Genomic DNA, 17,270 nt, shown 5'->3' with positions numbered 1-17,270 from the left:
GATTCCGGGTATTAATTTATTCTAAATGCAGCCACCCTTTAGGCGACTTTTTAGTTGCGATTATTCCAAGTCCTTGCCGTGGCACTTCTTGTACTTGAGACCAGAACCGCACCAGCACGGGTCATTGCGGCCGAGCTTGGGAGCCTGTTGCTGGGCGCGGCGGCGTGCAGCGGCGACCAAGGCGGGGTTCACCTGACGCGTACCCGGAAGTGCAGACTGCGGCATCGGTTTTGCTTCCTGCTGTTCTTCAGAAATCGCATTCGTTTCAGAAGTAGCGGCGGTGCCTGCGAGGCCTGCGGGCTTAGCGCCTTCGGCACTCATCTGCTCGGCAGATTCGGCATTGGATTGCTTCGCTTCGGGAGCCTGCGCGGCCTGTTCAGTGGCAGGTTCTGCGGCATTGTTCGCGGCAACGGCTTCTTCGGCGGCCTTCTTTTCGGCTTCGATCTGTTCTTGGCTCTTGAGCTGCAACTGGTCCGGAGAAACCGTCACACCGTTCGGGAGCGTAATGCGGATGTTCAAGATGCGGAGCGCGGTGAGCGTCGCGATCTTTTCCATGCAGCCTTCGAACATCTTGTAGCCTTCGTTCTTGTAGACCATCAGCGGGTCCTTCTGGGCGTATCCGTGGAAACGGATAGAGTCCTTCAGCTGGTCCATGGCGTACAAGTGTTCCTTCCACACCTGGTCAATGGTCATCAACAAGAAGCGGCGTTCAATCTGGCGGAAGTCAGCTTCCGGAATAATCTTCGTGAGCTTGTCGTAGCGGACCTTGCACAGGTCGATGATTTCATCGAGCACCTGTTCCGGCGTCTTGCTCATGGCATCTTCGAGCGTGAGGCTGTATTCCATGCCCAAGCTACGCTGCAAGTCAATGTGCAAGCCTTCCAGGTTCCAGGCTTCGGCGTAAGTCTTGGCCGGAATGTACTGAGACACCTTGATGTCGCAGGCGTCTTCGATGCGGTTCATGATTTCTTCGCTGATGTCTTCGCCGTTCAGAATACGGCGGCGCAGGCCGTAAATCACCTTACGCTGTTCATTCATCACGTTATCGTAGTCGAGCAAGTGCTTACGAATATCGAAGCTCTGGCCTTCCACGCGGCGCTGGGCGCCACGAATCGAGCGGCTCACGATCGGGTGGGTAATCACTTCGTCTTCGCCCACGCCAAAACGGGTCATCAGGTTCTTGACGCTATCGCCACCGAAGATACGCATCAGGTTGTCGTCGAGGCTCAAGAAGTACTGGCTGGAACCCGGGTCGCCCTGACGGCCGGAACGACCGCGCAGCTGGTTGTCGATACGGCGAGATTCATGACGTTCGGTGCCAAGCACATGCAAACCGCCAAGCTCGGTAACTCCCGGGCCAAGGGCGATGTCGGTACCACGACCGGCCATGTTGGTTGCAATCGTCACCTTGTCCTTGTAGCCGGCGTACTGAATGATTTCAGCTTCGCGGCCATGGTTCTTCGCGTTCAAGACTTCGTGCGGAATGCCTTCCTTTTCAAGGAGGCCGTGCAGGTGTTCGGATTTTTCGATGGATGCCGTACCCACGAGGAGCGGCTGTCCCTTGCTGTGGCGTTCCTTGATTTCGGCCACAATGGCGCGCCACTTGGCATCTTCGGACTTGTACACCATGTCCTGCAGGTCCTTACGGATGCAAGGCTTGTTGGTCGGAATCACCCAAGTGTTCATGTTGTAAATCTTGATGAATTCCGTAGCTTCGGTTTCGGCGGTACCCGTCATACCCGAAAGCTTCTTGTACATGCGGAAGTAGTTCTGGAACGTAATCGTTGCAAGCGTCTGGTTTTCGCGACGGATCTGCACGCCTTCCTTGGCTTCGATTGCCTGGTGCATACCGTTGCTGTAACGGCGGCCTTCCATAAGGCGGCCCGTGTTTTCGTCAACGATAATGATTTCGGTATCGCGGACGATGTAGTCCACGTCCTTTTCGTAAAGGTACCAGGCCTTGAGGGCGTTATCGAGGAAATGCACCCAGTCGGCATGTTCGCCGTACAGGTTCGTAATGTGCATGAGTTCCTGAATGTGATTCACGCCCTTTTCGGTCAGCTGGATGTTCTTGTCCTTTTCGTCGACCGAGAAGTCCTTGTTCTTAATCAGCTGTTTGGCGATTTCGTTTGCCTTGGCATACTTTTCGGTAGCGTCTTCGGCCGGACCACTAATGATAAGCGGCGTACGGGCTTCGTCGATCAAGATGGAGTCCACTTCGTCGACGATACAGAAGTTCAGTTCGCGCTGCACCAGCTGGCTCGGTTCCACGGCCATATTGTCGCGCAAGTAGTCAAAGCCGAATTCGTTGTTGGTACCGTAAGTCACATCGCTGTTGTAGCTCACGCGGCGTTCTTCGGGGTTCAGGCCGTTCACGATGAGGCCAACCGTGAGTCCGAGGAACTTGTAGACCATGCCCATCTGCTTGGCGTCACGGCCGGCGAGGTAGTCGTTCACCGTCACCACATGCACACCGTGGCCGCTAAGACCGTTCAGGTAAACCGGGAGGGCTGCAGCAAGCGTCTTACCTTCACCGGTCGCCATTTCGGCGATGGCACCTTCGTGGAGCACGAGGCCGCCGATCATCTGCACGTCGAAAGGCATCATGCGGAACGGCTTTACCGATTCGGGGTAAAGTTCGCGGACCTTTGCGTACACGGAGGCGGGCAGGTAAACTTCCCATTCGTTCTTGCCGGCGGCAAGTTCGGCCTTCGCGGCGTTCACCGATTCCTGGAGCTCGGGGCCCAAGCGGCTAAAGTCAAAGTTGAATTCCGGCTTGAAAATGTTGAAGATACCCAAGCGGCGGTCGCAAGCTTCTTGGCAAACGGCAAAGGCTTCGACCTTGATGTCTTCGAGGGTGGCGCCATTCTTGAGCTTTTCGCGGAATTCCGCACTCTTGGCGGCAAGGGCGGCGTCATCCAGGGCTTCCAGGGCTTCGCGGGCCTTGTGGATTTCGGCAATCACCGGGCGCAGTTGCTTGACCTTACGTTCGTGCGGGGTACCAAAGATCTTGTGAAGAACGGTATCGACTATGCTCATCTTTTTCCTTTCTACGGCCGAGGGCATTGCCCGCGGTCTCTGATTAAAAATTACGGGGATAATTTAGCAAATAACATGCCAACTCAAAATCGTTTAGTCTTGAAACAGGGGCCTATTTCCGAATCTATCGCAGAATCTGGGCGAGCATCGCCTTGCAACCCTCGTTTACATCGTCCCAAGTCGCCTGAAAATCGCCTGTATACCATGGGTCCGCCACATCGCGGCACTTGTGCGCCCAATCCATCAAGAGTGAGACCTTGCGATTTTCCACCGGGCCAGATGTTTCACGCGTGTACACATCGGCCGGCAAAATCCAGCGGAGGTTGCGCAAATTATTACGGTCCATGAGCACAATGTAGTCGTAATACTCGTAGTCGCGGGCAGTCATCTGGCGCGCCGTTTTCCCGGAGCAATCGATTCCGTGCATGGCAAGCATGCGGCGTGCCGGCGGGTACACCGGGTTCCCGATTTCTTCGGTACTCGTCGCGGCACTCGCAATTTCGAATTCTACATCCGCTAACGATTCAGCAGGCAAATCCCGCACCAACTTTTTCATCACGAATTCAGCCATCGGGCTTCGGCAAATGTTCCCGTGGCACACAAACAGAATCTTGATTTTCATAAGGCGAAAAATAGTATTTTTGTGTTCATGAAAAAGCCCGCAAACAAAGGCATTCGAACCCGCGTCACCCATGAATTCCCGGCCCTATACGACCGCGAATCCCGCGTGCTGTTGCTCGGCTCCATACCCTCGCCCAAGTCGCGCGAAATGGCGTTCTACTACGGGCACCCGCAAAACAGGTTCTGGAAAGTCATGGCAACCGTTCTCGGCGAAGAAATTCCCGAAACCATCACGCAAAAGAAGGCCATGCTCAAAAAGCATCACGTGGCGCTATGGGACGTTCTGGACAGTTGCACCATCGTGGGTGCAAGCGACACAAGCATCGAAGACCCTGTCGTCAACAACATCGGCGAACTGGTAAAGAAATCAAAGGTTTCACGCATCTTCTGCACAGGCGCCACTGCCTATAACTTGTACCAAAAATTTTGTGCAAAAGAAGTCGGCATCGACGCGGTCAAGTTGCCATCCACATCGCCTGCCAACTGCGCCGTATCGCTCGAGAAACTTGTGGAAGCGTATAAGAAGGTTTTATAATGCCCTTAAAGATTGTACGTAACGACATCACGAAAGTCAAGGCCGACGCTATCGTCAATTCCGCGAACAAGAATCCGATTTGCGGGGGAGGCGCCGAATACAGTATTTACGAAGCCGCAGGCCGCGAAGCCCTTTTAGCCGAACATGTGAAACAGATGATCGAACGCCAGAAGCAGAAATACGGCTGGGAATTCATCTTACTCGGCGCAAACATCGACGCTCTCAAAACCGCAAGGAACTTCGGCATCAGTCCGTAAAAAATGGGCGTCCTATATTATCAACAATTCACCACGAATTACACAAAATGTAAAATTCTACAGAGTTTCAGTTGTTGATATCTTGTGTATAATTCAAAATTGTTATTCCACAGGATTTGGACATATCCCACAACATATCCACAAATGATGTATGTTTCACGTGGAACATACGTCATTTTACGATGATATTTCAACAATCTATTGCCAATCCTATTAGACAAATCCAAAACTTATCCACCAAAATAAAAAACATCGTGTTTCACGTGAAACGCGATGTTTATATTATGTTTATAAAAGTTATCAACACATGCCAGTTGTCTTCCCGGACTTGATCCGGGATCTCCTATGTATTGACTGCAAAAATTTAAAATTTCACAGTACGCGGAGCGGCGCCAAAGCTGTAGAATGTGGCAGTCGCGTCCTTGAAGTAGAGCGTCTCGGTGTTGTCGTCGTCGGGGGAGTACATCGACTTGAGCTCGGGGTAGTGCTCCAGCATGTCGACCTTCGGTTCGCGGCGGTCGTCGCGGACGAGTGTTCCGGCAACGCGAACCCATTCGTTTCCAGCCTTGTTCATGGCGCAGATTTCGACCTTGCCGTTCTTCTGGATCTGCTTGGAGCAGTCCTTCGACTTGCCAGTCTGGATATAGAGCTTGCCCTCGAAAATGTTGGCGGTTCCGAACGGGCGCACGCGTGGCTGGTCACCGTCTACCGTTGCCAAAAAGTAGGCGCCACATTCCTTGAGAAATTTTACGACTTCTTCCATGAGAATCTTCCTTTTTTAAAACAATTCATACCGGACATTCTCCGGCTTTTCTACTTGAACTAAATATACAAAAATAGTAGGTAATACTTCAACCCCTTCCTACCGTCTACTGCCTACTTTCTCTCGATACAATTTTTCCATCTCCTCGCCGAAGCAACAGAAGATGACCTTCTTGACTTTTTGCGCCGGGAAGTCCCGAACCGTCTTCACGGCAATCTCGGTGGCGGCCTCCCAGGGGTAACCGTAAACTCCACAAGAAATAGCGGGGAAGGCGACCGTCTCGCAGCCGTTCTCCTCGGCCAGGTTCAGACAGCTTTTGTAGCAAGATTCCAAAAGTGCGGATTCGCCATGTTGACCATCCCGATAAACCGGCCCCGGAGTATGGATGACGAACTTCGCCGGGAGTCTGAAACCCGGGGTGATTTTTGCCTGGCCGGTCTCGCAACCGTTCAGGGGGATGCATGCCCTCAAAAGTTCCGGACCCGCCGCCCGGTGAATGGCGCCATCGACACCGCCACCACCTAAAAGCGAACAGTTTGCCGCATTCACAATCGCATCTACAGTCAGCTTGGTGATATCACCCTGGATAATTTCAATCTCAATCATAATAACCTCAAGTATAATATAGGTAATTATGTTCCACGTGGAACATAAACATTATTGTTGATTATGTGAATAGATGTTGAAAAATGTCTTCGATATAACCCTTCACACCATAATTTGTTATATTACTATACAGGAGGTTATATGAGGTTTTTTCTAATATCAGCAATTGTCTTGGCAGCTTTTTGCCTGTCTTTCGCGCAGCTTTTATCTAAGAATACTGCCGAAGACACAAATTCCATCAAACTAACCCGAGCCATGGTCTTTAAGGTGAACTACGGCGAGATTCCTCCCGAACCGGATTCAACTTACAGCGAATCCGAGCCGGACATCAATAGACCTAGAAGAGAAAGCCATTTCATCAGGAACTTTTTGATAGGGACCGGCGCCTGCATTACAGAAGCCACCATCGGGGCTGCACTCAATTCAAGTGGTCCTGTTGTATGTCCCTTGACTGAAGGCCTCATGAAATTTTAATGATTGATTATGAAAATCGAGCATATCGCCATTTGGGTCCAAGACATCGACAAGGTCTGCGAATTCTACCGAAAGTATTTTGGTGGGGTTGTTCACCCGATTTATCATAATCCGGCAAAGCAGTTCACTAGTCGATTCGTCACCTTCGAAAGTGGCGCCCGGTTAGAAATAATGCACCGCCCCGATATCGACGCAAACGTTGGGACTGTAACTTCGCTAACGTTTCACGTGGAACATTCAGAACATCTCGGTTTTGCCCATCTTTCCTTTTCGGTCGGTTCAAAAGAAGAGGTAGACCGACTCACCCGGCAAATGACCGACGACGGAATCCAGGTAATAGGGGAGCCCCGAACCACCGGCGACGGGTATTACGAAAGTGTGGTCCTTGACCCCGAAGGCAACAGGGTAGAGATTACAGTCTAGAAAAATGGCGGAGTTAGGTATGAGGAGAACATTTATCATTCTGGCATTGACTGCCTTAAACGCCCATGCGATCGACTGCATCCGACACACGTTCAATTATTTCGCAACGAATTTTCAGGATCACGCCCTCACCATGCCCGGCGAAATGCTACCGGACAGTCTCTATCAGGAGCAAAACGGGATGGTCTATACCATCAAATATCACTGAACAGGCAATCACCTCGACAGTATGAACCTGTACCAATCTTGCCTTGCCCGCAATGTCGAAAAAAGATCCACCTACATTCCCGATTGGGAAATCGATTCCACCAAGGTCGGCAAGGTCACGAAATACGACTGGAAATCCTCGAAGGACAAATGGCACTTCACCGTCTACCGCACAAAGGATTCCGTCTATATCGATCTGAACAAGGAGCAGCACCAGGTATTCTATATCAAGAACGACACCATCCACGAAGTCGACAACTGGATTCCCAAGCAATGGATTATCTATCGCGATCCAAACAACGAAAGCAAGTGCAGCCGGAAAAGTGACAAAGGATTCATTATCGACACCTACGAATATGAAATGAAGGGAAACACCCTCATCCAGAAATCAATCAAGTTCGACCACAAAAAGTACTTCAAAGCCCCCGGCCCCTGCTACGGCGGCAACAAATATACCACTATATATTATAAGATGTAAATTCTTTACTATATTTTCTCCCATGAAAAAAGTAATCCTCATTCTCTCCATCCTGGCATTGAACACCTTCGCAGCCAACTGCCTCGATTATATCCATTATCTATTTAATGGAGAAACCTCAGACATTTTTCACCTGGATAGCGCCTATGCTGTAACCTTCATAGATGATAAAGACACCAGCTATTCTACTGTGAAGTATTTCTACACCGACAACAAGCTAGACAGCACAACTTCATGTGGTAGTTATGGTTGCAAGACTAACAAGTACAAACAAACAATAGAAAAGACTGATTCAACCATTAAAGTGACTCATCTCGATCTTACTTATGGTGATCGCAAAGAATACGTTATTTTCCCGGATAAGGATTCATCCATCACTTTTATATATGGTCTTGATTCTGGTAAACCGGATAGTCTAGAAATCATTTCTTACAACCCATTACGCAATGATACATTATATAATGATAGATGGTTTGCAGAAGGAAGACCATACAATTTTGGAAATCAAATATATGCACCTGATCCCAATGATGAAAACATATGCAATATGACTATCTATAATTCTGGATATAAATCCGAAAATGGAACATATCAGCTAATCATCACCAATACAGAAAATGGATTCAAAGTTTTCCATACCCAATACAATCAAAGTGCTTTCTTCATCTATACAAACAACTCCACTACATCAATCCATCGCAAAGTTCGCCCGACACTTAACTACAAAAAAGCAAAACATTTTGACCTCCTCGGCCGCCCCGTTCAGGGAAAATACACTGTAGAATTTCTGAAGTAATGTTCCATGTGAAACATTCTTCTTCACATCATTTCAACATTTATCAAAAACTTATCCACGGATATTTTTAAAAAGTGAAAGGGCGAAAGCCCTTTTTTTTGAATTTGTTAATTAGGAATACTAAATTATCTCGTGGACGTTAGATTGCTACGCAATCAATGTTTGCTCCTTCGGAGCCAACTTGCTTCGGTTCGGCAATGAAAAATACTAATGTATTTTTCGCTGCGCTCACCTCGCTAACGTTCCACGTGAAACACAACCAAGGTTTCCAAGCAAAAATATATTCGCATATTTTTATTTGGAAACCGCAGGGTGTCGGCCTTTGGCTTTGCCAAAGTCCAAACAATTTTTAGGTTTTCATTGAATTACAGAGAAAACAAAAATCAGCAGAATCTCTTGAACCAGTTCTTGCAAGAACATGGTGTGCAGCTGTCCGAAGATGTACTCGGCAAGCTTTATGATTTTGCGGACTTGGTAGTGAATACCAAGCAGTTCGGCAACTTGATTTCGGCAAAGGACTCCGAAAAATTCCTCAGCCGCCACATCGCCGACTCGCTGATGCCCTATATATATATAGTGAAGGGTGAATTGCAAGACAATTCAACTCCGAATTCCTCACTCCTCAAAGCGACCGAAGGGAGCGACCTCATACCCCACACCTGTAAGTGGGCCGATATGGGTGCGGGTGCAGGTTGCCCGATTTTCCCGCTGGCCATCGTGATGCCCGAAGTAGAATTCTTTGCCGTCGAACCCCGCCACATGCGCGTGGAGTTCATGAACTTCGCCAAAGGAAAACTCGGTCTCAAGAACCTGACCGTCGTGGGCAAGCGTTTCGAAACTTCGGGACTTGCCTATCTGGACTTTGTGAGTTGCCGCGCCCTCTCGACTTTCGAAAACGACTGGGAACGTGCCCAGCCGGGACTCAAGCGCGGTGGAAAGTTCCTCACGCTGAAAAGTTTCAACAATATTGTTCACCTGGAATCGAATCCGGAAGTACACATATATAAATATGCACTCCCGCAGGAAGAACAAGTTTACGCCTTAGTCACTCGAGGTAATGAATGAGTAAAGTGATAGCAGTCTGCAACCAGAAAGGTGGCGTGGGCAAGACCACGACCGCCGTCAACCTGGCCGCCAGTTTTGCCGCATTGGAAAAGAAGACACTCCTTATCGACATGGACCCGCAGGGTAACGCGTCGCAGGGTTTGGGCTATAACGAACTTCAAGATGTGGATATCCACGAAGTCCTGAACATGGCCGACAATCCGGATAATATTACCTACGACAATATCAAGGAAGCTATCCTCGATACGAGCCTCGATTACCTCAAGGTCATCACTTCCGGCCCGGATCTTGCCGTCATGGAAATCGAACTGGTGAACGCCATGAGCCGCGAACGCCGTCTCGAACGTGTGATGAACGTCCTCAAGCAGGCTTTCGAATTCATCATCATCGACGCTCCTCCGAGCCTGAACCTTTTGACGCTGAACGTACTGACCGCAGCTACCAGTGTCTTGATTCCGGTGCAGTGCGAATACTACGCCCTGCAGGGTATGACCGAACTTTTCAAGACAATCCGCGAAGTCCAGAAGAACCTGAACGCAAACCTCAAGATCGAAGGTGCGCTCCTCACCATGTACGATTCCCGCCTGAGCCTCTGCAAGCAGGTCGCCGAAGAAGTCCGTGAAAACTTGAGCGATACCGTGTTCCAGGCAATGATTCCGCGCAACGTGAAACTCTCCGAAGCTCCGAGCCACGGCAAGCCCGCCATCCTTTACGATGTGCAGAGCAGTGGTGCACAAGCGTACATGAAACTCGCCGAAGAAATTTTAAACAAGGGTAAATAGAGCGGGAATTCACCCCCTTTAGAACTTAGTCCTCTACGCTCTTAATGAAGAAGGAATGTTCCAAGTTCTGTGCTCTACCTACTAACCACTAACCACTGTTTACTAACCACTATCTACTATGGGTAAAAAGTCTTTCGCACTGGGTCGCAGCCTCGCCGATATCCTCAAAGATCACTCTGCTCCGGCAGCCTCCGACATTCAACAGCCTAATCCACAATCCGGCGAAAACAATGCCGAAAAATCCGAAACTGTTGACAACTCCCAGAAAGTCGTCGAAATCAATGTCGAACTCATCGACCCGAACCCGTTCCAGCCGCGCAAGGTTTTCAGCGACGACGAACTGGTGGAACTCGCCGAATCTATCGAACACCACGGGTTGATCCAGCCGATCGCTGTCCGCAAGGTGGGCGACCGTTATCAGCTTATCAGCGGTGAACGCCGTACCCGTGCAAGCAAGCTCGCCGGACTTCCGACCATCAAGGCCCAGGTTTACGAAAACCTCGACGACAAGGCCATGGCCGAATGGGCCCTCATCGAAAATATCCAGCGTGTCGACCTGAACCCGGTCGAAGTCGCCAAGTCCTATCAACAATTGATCGATAATCACGGATACACCCATGAAGATCTGTCCAAGATTGTGAGTAAGTCGCGCTCCGCAATTACCAACAGTCTCCGCCTTCTCAAGCTCCCGGAAGTCGTGCTTTTGTGGATAGAAGAAGGAAAAATTTCGGGCGGTGCGGCCCGCGCCCTCTGCAGCGACAAGATTCAAGATCCCGAAGAAGTCGCCAAACGCATTATCGAAGAAGGCCTGAACGTCCGCCAAATCGAAGCGATTGCCCGCGGTGAAGATATAAACCAGACGAGAGACGAAAGACGAGAGACGAGAGAGGGTGAACCGGAGCAGTCTTCAGAGGACCAGCCGGAAGTTCACAAGCCCGAAGTCGAAGCCAAGCCGAAGGTAGAACTCAGCGCCGACATGAAACAGTTCGAATCCCGCCTCGAAACCTTCTTCGGCACCAAGGTCCAAATCAATCCAAGCGCCTCGACCGAGACCAAGGGTTCAATCGTTATTAACTATTATTCCATGGACGACCTTACCCGAATCCAGGAACTCATGGAAAATCGATAGATGAAAGGCAAGTATTATAAAGTTCAAATCATTCCGGAAGACTCCAAGGAAATCAAGAGCTACCGTATCAACACGAAGTGGTTCCTTTTCCTGAAAATCTTCCTGGTCGCACTTGTAATCGGTACCGGATTCCTTATTTATAATGCAGGCCGAATTGGCCGCATGATGGTGAACTACGAAAAGATCCGCACCGCAAACGGACAGCTCGTAAAGCAAAACGCCAACTACGAAGAACTCTTCTTGAGAATCGACTCGCTCTGGGTTCTCGAGGAACGTATCCAGAATATTTTAGGCACGTTCATCGAAAACGATTCGGGCAAGGTCAACAGCCTTATCGACAAGAGCAGGTTCGCCCACACGCCTTCACAAAAAATCGATGTCGACTACGAAGGCGGCTGGAAATCGCACGAAGACAAAGTACGCCTGGAACATATTCCGAACGTGATTCCGGTAGTTGGAATCGTGAGCAAGAAATTCAGCGAAATGGACGACCACCTGGGCACCGACTTTTCGTCCCAGATCGGAAATCCGGTGTTTGCATCGGGTAGCGGAGTCGTAGATTACGCCGGACCGAAAGACGAATTGGGCAACACGGTCGTCATCAATCATCAAAATGGTTATATTACCAGTTACTCACACTTAAAAGACATTCGAACCAAAAAGGGTCGCAATGTCGGGAAGGGCGAAATTATAGGAACAGTCGGGAATACGGGAAACAGCAGTGCCCCGCACTTGCACTATTCTATAACTAAAGATGGCAAGGAAATGGATCCCGAGCTTTTCATAAACTATTAAACCAACCAAAGAGGTAAAAAATGGCTACTAAAGAACAGGAAATCACTCAGATCGGTCACAGCGTGACCATTAAGGGAGACATCAGCGGTAATAGCGACGTGCGCGTTGCTGGCAACGTCATTGGCGGCATCTCTATCGAAGGCGAACTCATCGTCGAACGTCAGGGCGTGGTCGAAGCTGATATCAAGACTACCACTGCAGTGGTTGCCGGTTCTGTCAAGGGCAACATCGATTGCTCCGAAAAGCTCATCCTCGAAAGCACTTCCCAGTTCGAAGGCAATATCAAGACCAAGCGTCTCATTATCCAGGAAGGCGCTATTTTCCAGGGTAACTGCCAGATGGGTGCACCTCAGGTTGCAGCCCAGGCAGCACGTCCTGCAGCCCAGCCTGCCGCTCAACAGTCTAAGCAGCAGCCGGTCAAGGGTCCCAAGGATTTAGACCTTTAAGTCAAGTTCACACCTATATCATTAAACACTAATTATTTATATAAATAGTAATAGTAATTAGCGCCGTGAATAGTGGATAGAATTGTGAAGATGGAAACATAACTCATTGATGGTCAAAAAGTTATAAAACTAAAATCAGTGAGTAAAAATGTTGAAAACTTTCATTCTGTTCACTTTTTTCAATGTTGACAAATGTTGAAGTTGACTTTTCAATACCAATTCACAGGCGATACACCGAATTATGTTGAAAATCGGTATGATATGGGTCACATTTGGCAAAAAAGTGGAAAAATCTAGCTCATTGGTCCTATATAATAGTTATATTGTACAGACATAATGTCTTCAAAGATCCTTAAAATAGGTCAGATATCCGATATCCATATTGGAAACGGAGCAGAGCTCGTACAGGGAATCGACGTTTGTGCCAATTTCCGCAAAGCTCTGGATTCTGATTCTATGCAAAATTTGGATCTCCTGGTGCTGTCTGGCGATCTTTCCGAAAACTCGGACCCGGGCGCATACGAATACGTTGCATCCGCACTTAAGGACTACAAGAGTCCGTGGTGCATTATTCCCGGTAACCATGACGATCTCAATATCATGCGAAAGTATTTCGATATTGAATCTATGATTCATGGTGACAGATGTTTCTACCGCTACGACTTGAAAGGCAAGACAATGTTCTTCCTGGATAGCGGTTGCGGGAATGTTTCACAGGAACAGTTGACATGGCTGCAAGAAGAAGCTTCGAAGATCAAGGGCGAAGTCATTCTCTTCATGCACCATCCGCCTTGTTTCTGCGGTCACCGTTTCATGGACTTGCGTTACCACCTTGAAAACATGGTCGAAGTCCAGCAGGCACTTGCGGGTATCAATAACTTGACCCACATCTACGCAGGTCATTACCATCATCACTTCGAAGTGAACATGGGACGCCAGATTGTGCACGTTGCACCGGCGACTCAGTTCCAGATTGACCCCAACGTACCCTATTTTAATCTGAAAAGCGCCGCTCCGGGCTGGCAATTGATTGAATGGGGTGAAAAATCTGTAGAAACTACAGTTTATTTTGAATAGACCCCTTGAATTTTTTAAACTAATTGACTAAATTTGGGAAAAATTTGGCGGCTTAGCTCAGTTGGTAGAGCGTCGGAATCATAATCCGCAGGTCTGTGGTTCGAGCCCACAAGCCGCTAGTATTTTGAAAAAGAGGCTGATATGTCAAGACGAATCCTAAAAGTGGCGTTGTTGATGATCGCCTCTTTTTTCGTAGCTCCGGTGCTTGTCGCTTGCGATAGCGCCGATGACAATGTACCTGAAATGAACCAGGTACAGGCATCCACTCCGAAGTCCGTGCCTATCGTGCAGGTCGATGCATTCACGGCTCCCAACACTTCGGAAATTACAACCGAAAAGGCGAAGCTCTACGTGAAGGCAAGTGCAGCTCTCGTGGAACTCGGTGTGCGTTGGTCCGAACGTATCGACAAGGCATCCGATACCGAAAAGATCCAGATTCTCAATGCCTACAACGTGGCCCGCGACCAGCTTTGCGCCCGCGTCGGTCTTGCCGGCATTGCCGAATACAACTGGATTACCACGGTTGCCGTGCCCGATCCGAAGAACAAGGCGACTTTCGAAGCTGCCGGAATGCGTACCGCGAACTAAGTTTTTGCAGTAAGCAATTTAGTGTAGTTAATACTAGATTTTCGTAATCAAATAAGTTTGACTTGAGCCGCGCCAGAATATATATTTGGCGCGGTTTTTGGTGTGTTGTGGTTTTCCACTACGGGGTTAGAATGTACACACCAATCGATTACGCAACAACTATCTTGTTATTCAAGATTTTCTGCATTGCAGGCTTTACGCTTCTTGCGTTCATTTATCTTTGCTGGTATTCCAGGTTCTGGACAGATGACGACTTTCCGGGAATGCATCCGATGCGCAAGACTACTTGTGCAAGCTCTTCAGTTCTGGAGAATACATATTGTAAAAGTCCCTGCCATGTTCCTTTACAAAGTAAAGCGCCATGTCGGCAGCACGGTACAGGTCTTCGAATTTCTTACCGTGTTCGGGGAATACGGATATTCCTATTGAAAGTGAAACGTGTCTTTCTAAGGGTTCACCCTGAAAAAGGTGTCTTGCTTTATCCGAAATCATTGCGGCAAGCCTGATCGCCGTGTCGGGCTTGATATCGCGCAAGTATACCATAAATTCATCACCACCGATACGGCCCGTAATATCCATTCCCTTGAACGAATTGTACAGGATGTTCCCGATTGCCGTGAGTACGCGGTCTCCTGCGGCATGACCGAATGAATCGTTTATTTCCTTGAACTTGTCTACGTCAATCATCATCAAGGCACCGCGTTCATCGCTGTTTTTTTCGATGATACGGGAAATTGCGCTTTCGGTTTCCTGCTTGTTCAATAGACCAGTGAGCGAATCGGTCTTGGAGCGTTTTTCGAGTTCCAGTTTCAGCGACTGGATTTCGGTGACATCGTTGATGAGCGCGATAATTCCGTTGATGTTTCCGTTTTCATCAAAGACAGGCCGCTTGATAAGTTCCAAGTACTCGACCCCGTTTTCACCTTCTTCTTTAATGACGTAGTTGGTGCCCTTGCCTGTGCGCAAAAGTTCCTTGTCCGATTCCATGGCCTTCAGCGCATTTTCCTTGTCTTCGCGAATTTCTATGTCGGTCTTTCCGCGGATGGTCCAGTTCGGGTCTCCTTCGGTATGCAGGTGGTGCCAGTAGTGCGTCGCGAAAACGTACTTGCCTTCGGCATCTTTCAGGTAAATGTTCGACGGCAGTTCCTTCAGGATTTTTTCGACTTCGGAAAATGTGGCCGAGTCCTTTCCCCTGATGGCGTTGTTGATCCGGAGCATGACGAGTTCTTTGCGGAACGGCGGTTCAAAGTATTCGTTTGCACCGGCGGCAATGCAGAGTTTGTAGTCGTCAGAATCCGCGATTGTAGAAATGCCTATGTTCGGAATTCCTACGAAACGTTTATCTTCGTTCAGGACTTTCTGCAGCCAAAAGTTGCTCTGCTTGCACAGTTCCACATTGAACAATATGGCAGAAATATTGTCGTGCTGCTTGTCTACCAATTGTACGGCTTCTTTTTCGGAATCCACATCGATAATGGGGTATTCTTCCGAAAGCATGGCGCGGAGTTTTTTGAGGGAAGGACTATTGATTTGTACAAGAACAAGCTTGCGTTTCGCGAGAGGCTGAACTACCTTCGCGTCATCCAAGCTGAAAAGATTTTCATTTTCCAGTATCTGCATATTCCCAGCACTCTGTTATATTCATATATATAGTTTTTTCTGTAAAATGGAGTAAAGCCAGTTATTCCATCTTGGAATATTTATCCATATATTTGGGGATCGCAGCTGTAAAACCGGCGGTGAGTCCAGCCGTACCATAGTGTAGGTTTTTCGGCAATTCGATTTTCGAGCCAGCGGTTGAACACATCGTTGATGCTGTTGTTTATGGGGGTCACCTCGGTGGCATGCAGAATTCTTTCGTTGCCGGATTTCGGTTCATCTAGCCAGCAAATGAATACGGGAGTTCCCGGGCGGTGCTTCAGCAAAAAATCCGGCAGCGGATTGACGTGCACTTTTTTTCCGAGAAACGTTGCTTCGGCTGCACTTTCGATTCGGCTGTCCTGATCCATCAATAAGCAGAATAGATTTTTTTCGTCGAGCAGTCGCAAGAACTCGCGCGGGTTCCTTGCGTTCACGGAATAATTTCGTTTGTCTACAGAACGGATTCTGTTTTCGACAATGCGATTGAGCCATGCGGGCTTTAGTGGAATATAACTTGCCTTGAGTGGAATGCCCAAGCGGCATAACCACGGGCCAATGGCTTCGTAATTGCCGTAGTGTGCGGTAAGGAATATTCCGCCAGCGCGCATCTTGTTTAGTACAAATTCACTGTTGCTAGATAATTTATATGTAATTCCATTTTGCTTGAACGGATAACTGCCAAAATCGTGTGGTAATTTTTTGAACGAACTGAAGTCGAAAAGAATATCGCCTACATGGTGCGTTAGGTTTGAAATAATTTGTTTATATTCTTTATTATAAATTATTTTTGACGGGTTGGAATGTACAAAGTTCAGGTTAGATTGTACGACATCGTATTTCCAACCAGATACAAGCAGTGCCTTGTATAGTAGTTTTTCGAAAATGTAGCCAATCTTGAACAAGGTGAGTTAGTCCTTGTCCGCTCTAGGTTTCTTTTTGGAGTCGTTGGCCGATTCGCTGAAGGGGAATACGAACCGCCCGCGGAGAACGCAACCGGGGGCTCCCGGATCGCATTCCTTTTTCCGCTTGTTGCAGAAGGTGTTTCTCAGGTGTCTGCATTCGTAACTCATATATGGAATTATAGAAAAGAACCGGGAAAAAAGAAAAAACGGTAAAAAACAATGCCTATGATCGGCTATAGTCAAAATAAATATGTTAATAGAGTGTTGATAAATTGAATATTATGTGGATATAGAACGAATGTTTTACAAAAAAATGGAAAAAAGTGAAAAAAAATGAAAAAAATGCGCAAAACCTCTTGACAATCGTCACATAAAGTTCTATAATTGGCCTCACCCTCGAACGAGAGAGCCGAAAAGCTCAAACGGACGAGAACGGAGGCCCGCGAGGCCGCCGGGAAGATTGAAGGAATCGGAGATGTGCTTAGTGACGGGTCCAAGAGATTTCTTGGAATAGTCAATTATACGAACGTGATTAACGGGACCAAGACTTTAAAAATTAATGAAGAGTTTGATCCTGGCTCAGAACGAACGCTGGTGGCGTGTCTTATACATGCAAGTCGAGCGGTGCAGCAATGCATAGCGGCGA

Annotated in this window: 20 protein-coding genes, 1 tRNA gene and 1 rRNA gene; 15 read left to right on the top strand and 7 right to left on the bottom strand. The window is 48.3% G+C overall.

Annotated elements, in window-relative coordinates:
- Positions 1-60: 60 nt before the first annotated feature.
- The gene (gene secA / locus BUC02_RS13825; protein ID WP_073323501.1) at positions 61-3,039 is read right to left on the bottom strand and encodes a preprotein translocase subunit SecA; all 2,979 of its coding nucleotides are present in this window, start codon (positions 3,037-3,039) and stop codon (positions 61-63) included.
- 124 nt (positions 3,040-3,163) lie between these two features.
- Positions 3,164-3,661, bottom strand: coding sequence for a low molecular weight protein-tyrosine-phosphatase (locus BUC02_RS13820; RefSeq protein WP_073323499.1), 498 nt, complete (start codon positions 3,659-3,661; stop codon positions 3,164-3,166).
- A gap of 27 nt (positions 3,662-3,688) precedes the next feature.
- On the opposite strand from BUC02_RS13820, the gene BUC02_RS13815 reads away from it, so the two are divergent.
- A complete protein-coding gene (locus tag BUC02_RS13815; RefSeq protein ID WP_139261184.1) occupies positions 3,689-4,195 on the top strand; it encodes a DNA-deoxyinosine glycosylase in 507 nt (168 codons plus the stop codon).
- Positions 4,195-4,452 (top strand): macro domain-containing protein, encoded by a 258-nt coding sequence (locus BUC02_RS16585; protein ID WP_254794232.1) that lies wholly within the window; start codon positions 4,195-4,197, stop codon positions 4,450-4,452. Before BUC02_RS13815 ends, BUC02_RS16585 begins: the two co-directional genes overlap by 1 nt.
- Before the next feature lie 364 nt (positions 4,453-4,816).
- On the opposite strand, the gene BUC02_RS13805 is transcribed toward BUC02_RS16585, so the two are convergent.
- Positions 4,817-5,215, bottom strand: coding sequence for a pyridoxamine 5'-phosphate oxidase family protein (locus BUC02_RS13805; protein ID WP_073323495.1), 399 nt, complete (start codon positions 5,213-5,215; stop codon positions 4,817-4,819).
- 99 nt (positions 5,216-5,314) lie between these two features.
- Entirely contained in the window at positions 5,315-5,821 is a 507-nt protein-coding gene (locus BUC02_RS13800) for an O-acetyl-ADP-ribose deacetylase (RefSeq protein WP_073323493.1), read from the bottom strand.
- Positions 5,822-5,962: 141 nt separating this feature from the next.
- Here BUC02_RS13800 and BUC02_RS13795 point away from each other — a divergent pair, with 141 nt between their 5' ends.
- From BUC02_RS13795 to BUC02_RS13735, 12 genes are all read left to right on the top strand, one after another.
- Positions 5,963-6,295: a hypothetical protein gene (locus BUC02_RS13795; protein WP_139261182.1), complete on the top strand. Its 333-nt coding sequence runs from the start codon at positions 5,963-5,965 to the stop codon at positions 6,293-6,295.
- 9 nt (positions 6,296-6,304) lie between these two features.
- On the top strand, positions 6,305-6,718 hold the full coding sequence (locus tag BUC02_RS13790; protein ID WP_073323489.1) for a VOC family protein: 414 nt from the start codon (positions 6,305-6,307) through the stop codon (positions 6,716-6,718).
- A 229-nt stretch (positions 6,719-6,947) separates the two neighbouring features.
- Positions 6,948-7,403 carry a hypothetical protein gene (locus BUC02_RS13780; RefSeq protein WP_073323485.1) on the top strand — a complete coding sequence of 152 codons (456 nt, stop codon included), beginning with the start codon at positions 6,948-6,950 and terminating at the stop codon, positions 7,401-7,403.
- A 22-nt stretch (positions 7,404-7,425) separates the two neighbouring features.
- Positions 7,426-8,199, top strand: a complete 774-nt coding sequence (locus tag BUC02_RS13775; RefSeq protein WP_073323483.1) for a hypothetical protein — start codon at positions 7,426-7,428, stop codon at positions 8,197-8,199.
- Positions 8,200-8,559: 360 nt separating this feature from the next.
- A complete protein-coding gene (locus BUC02_RS13770; protein ID WP_139261180.1) occupies positions 8,560-9,264 on the top strand; it encodes a 16S rRNA (guanine(527)-N(7))-methyltransferase RsmG in 705 nt (234 codons plus the stop codon).
- The gene (locus BUC02_RS13765) at positions 9,261-10,046 is read left to right on the top strand and encodes a ParA family protein (RefSeq protein ID WP_073323479.1); all 786 of its coding nucleotides are present in this window, start codon (positions 9,261-9,263) and stop codon (positions 10,044-10,046) included. Before BUC02_RS13770 ends, BUC02_RS13765 begins: the two co-directional genes overlap by 4 nt.
- 118 nt (positions 10,047-10,164) lie before the next feature.
- Positions 10,165-11,175, top strand: coding sequence for a ParB/RepB/Spo0J family partition protein (locus BUC02_RS13760; RefSeq protein WP_073323477.1), 1,011 nt, complete (start codon positions 10,165-10,167; stop codon positions 11,173-11,175).
- A complete protein-coding gene (locus BUC02_RS13755; protein WP_073323475.1) occupies positions 11,176-11,970 on the top strand; it encodes a M23 family metallopeptidase in 795 nt (264 codons plus the stop codon).
- Between the two features lie 20 nt (positions 11,971-11,990).
- Positions 11,991-12,416 carry a bactofilin family protein gene (locus BUC02_RS13750; protein ID WP_073323473.1) on the top strand — a complete coding sequence of 142 codons (426 nt, stop codon included), beginning with the start codon at positions 11,991-11,993 and terminating at the stop codon, positions 12,414-12,416.
- Between the two features lie 336 nt (positions 12,417-12,752).
- Positions 12,753-13,493 (top strand): metallophosphoesterase family protein, encoded by a 741-nt coding sequence (locus tag BUC02_RS13745; RefSeq protein ID WP_073323471.1) that lies wholly within the window; start codon positions 12,753-12,755, stop codon positions 13,491-13,493.
- Between the two features lie 46 nt (positions 13,494-13,539).
- Positions 13,540-13,612 (top strand) — tRNA-Met (locus tag BUC02_RS13740).
- A gap of 22 nt (positions 13,613-13,634) precedes the next feature.
- Entirely contained in the window at positions 13,635-14,081 is a 447-nt protein-coding gene (locus BUC02_RS13735) for a hypothetical protein (RefSeq protein ID WP_073323469.1), read from the top strand.
- A gap of 282 nt (positions 14,082-14,363) precedes the next feature.
- Here BUC02_RS13735 and BUC02_RS13730 read toward each other — a convergent pair whose 3' ends face one another.
- From BUC02_RS13730 to BUC02_RS16325, 3 genes are all read right to left on the bottom strand, one after another.
- The gene (locus BUC02_RS13730; RefSeq protein WP_073323467.1) at positions 14,364-15,701 is read right to left on the bottom strand and encodes a diguanylate cyclase domain-containing protein; all 1,338 of its coding nucleotides are present in this window, start codon (positions 15,699-15,701) and stop codon (positions 14,364-14,366) included.
- 80 nt (positions 15,702-15,781) lie between these two features.
- Complete coding sequence (locus BUC02_RS13725; protein WP_073323465.1) at positions 15,782-16,624, bottom strand: lysophospholipid acyltransferase family protein; 843 nt, start codon at positions 16,622-16,624, stop codon at positions 15,782-15,784.
- Between the two features lie 6 nt (positions 16,625-16,630).
- The gene (locus tag BUC02_RS16325) at positions 16,631-16,792 is read right to left on the bottom strand and encodes a hypothetical protein (RefSeq protein ID WP_170930648.1); all 162 of its coding nucleotides are present in this window, start codon (positions 16,790-16,792) and stop codon (positions 16,631-16,633) included.
- A gap of 388 nt (positions 16,793-17,180) precedes the next feature.
- Between BUC02_RS16325 and BUC02_RS13720 the strand changes: the two genes are divergently transcribed.
- A 16S ribosomal RNA gene (locus tag BUC02_RS13720) occupies positions 17,181-17,270 on the top strand; the annotation flags it as partial.

It is taken from the genome of Fibrobacter sp. UWOV1, from assembly GCF_900142495.1.
Classification (GTDB): Bacteria; Fibrobacterota; Fibrobacteria; order Fibrobacterales; family Fibrobacteraceae; genus Fibrobacter.
This window is presented reverse-complemented; position numbering and strand designations above follow the sequence as displayed.

What these genes read in the sequence shown, in the direction of transcription:
- BUC02_RS13790 (WP_073323489.1), top strand. Translation starts at nt 6,305, where the DNA reads ATGAAAATCGAGCATATCGCCATTTGGGTCCAAGACATCGACAAGGTC.
- BUC02_RS13820 (WP_073323499.1), bottom strand. Translation starts at nt 3,661, where the DNA reads ATGAAAATCAAGATTCTGTTTGTGTGCCACGGGAACATTTGCCGAAGC.
- BUC02_RS16325 (WP_170930648.1), bottom strand. Translation starts at nt 16,792, where the DNA reads ATGAGTTACGAATGCAGACACCTGAGAAACACCTTCTGCAACAAGCGG.
- BUC02_RS13765 (WP_073323479.1), top strand. Translation starts at nt 9,261, where the DNA reads ATGAGTAAAGTGATAGCAGTCTGCAACCAGAAAGGTGGCGTGGGCAAG.
- BUC02_RS13795 (WP_139261182.1), top strand. Translation starts at nt 5,963, where the DNA reads ATGAGGTTTTTTCTAATATCAGCAATTGTCTTGGCAGCTTTTTGCCTG.
- BUC02_RS13815 (WP_139261184.1), top strand. Translation starts at nt 3,689, where the DNA reads ATGAAAAAGCCCGCAAACAAAGGCATTCGAACCCGCGTCACCCATGAA.
- BUC02_RS16585 (WP_254794232.1), top strand. Translation starts at nt 4,195, where the DNA reads ATGCCCTTAAAGATTGTACGTAACGACATCACGAAAGTCAAGGCCGAC.
- secA (WP_073323501.1), bottom strand. Translation starts at nt 3,039, where the DNA reads ATGAGCATAGTCGATACCGTTCTTCACAAGATCTTTGGTACCCCGCAC.
- BUC02_RS13805 (WP_073323495.1), bottom strand. Translation starts at nt 5,215, where the DNA reads ATGGAAGAAGTCGTAAAATTTCTCAAGGAATGTGGCGCCTACTTTTTG.
- BUC02_RS13780 (WP_073323485.1), top strand. Translation starts at nt 6,948, where the DNA reads ATGAACCTGTACCAATCTTGCCTTGCCCGCAATGTCGAAAAAAGATCC.
- BUC02_RS13750 (WP_073323473.1), top strand. Translation starts at nt 11,991, where the DNA reads ATGGCTACTAAAGAACAGGAAATCACTCAGATCGGTCACAGCGTGACC.
- BUC02_RS13745 (WP_073323471.1), top strand. Translation starts at nt 12,753, where the DNA reads ATGTCTTCAAAGATCCTTAAAATAGGTCAGATATCCGATATCCATATT.
- BUC02_RS13735 (WP_073323469.1), top strand. Translation starts at nt 13,635, where the DNA reads ATGTCAAGACGAATCCTAAAAGTGGCGTTGTTGATGATCGCCTCTTTT.
- BUC02_RS13760 (WP_073323477.1), top strand. Translation starts at nt 10,165, where the DNA reads ATGGGTAAAAAGTCTTTCGCACTGGGTCGCAGCCTCGCCGATATCCTC.
- BUC02_RS13800 (WP_073323493.1), bottom strand. Translation starts at nt 5,821, where the DNA reads ATGATTGAGATTGAAATTATCCAGGGTGATATCACCAAGCTGACTGTA.
- BUC02_RS13775 (WP_073323483.1), top strand. Translation starts at nt 7,426, where the DNA reads ATGAAAAAAGTAATCCTCATTCTCTCCATCCTGGCATTGAACACCTTC.
- BUC02_RS13755 (WP_073323475.1), top strand. Translation starts at nt 11,176, where the DNA reads ATGAAAGGCAAGTATTATAAAGTTCAAATCATTCCGGAAGACTCCAAG.
- BUC02_RS13730 (WP_073323467.1), bottom strand. Translation starts at nt 15,701, where the DNA reads ATGCAGATACTGGAAAATGAAAATCTTTTCAGCTTGGATGACGCGAAG.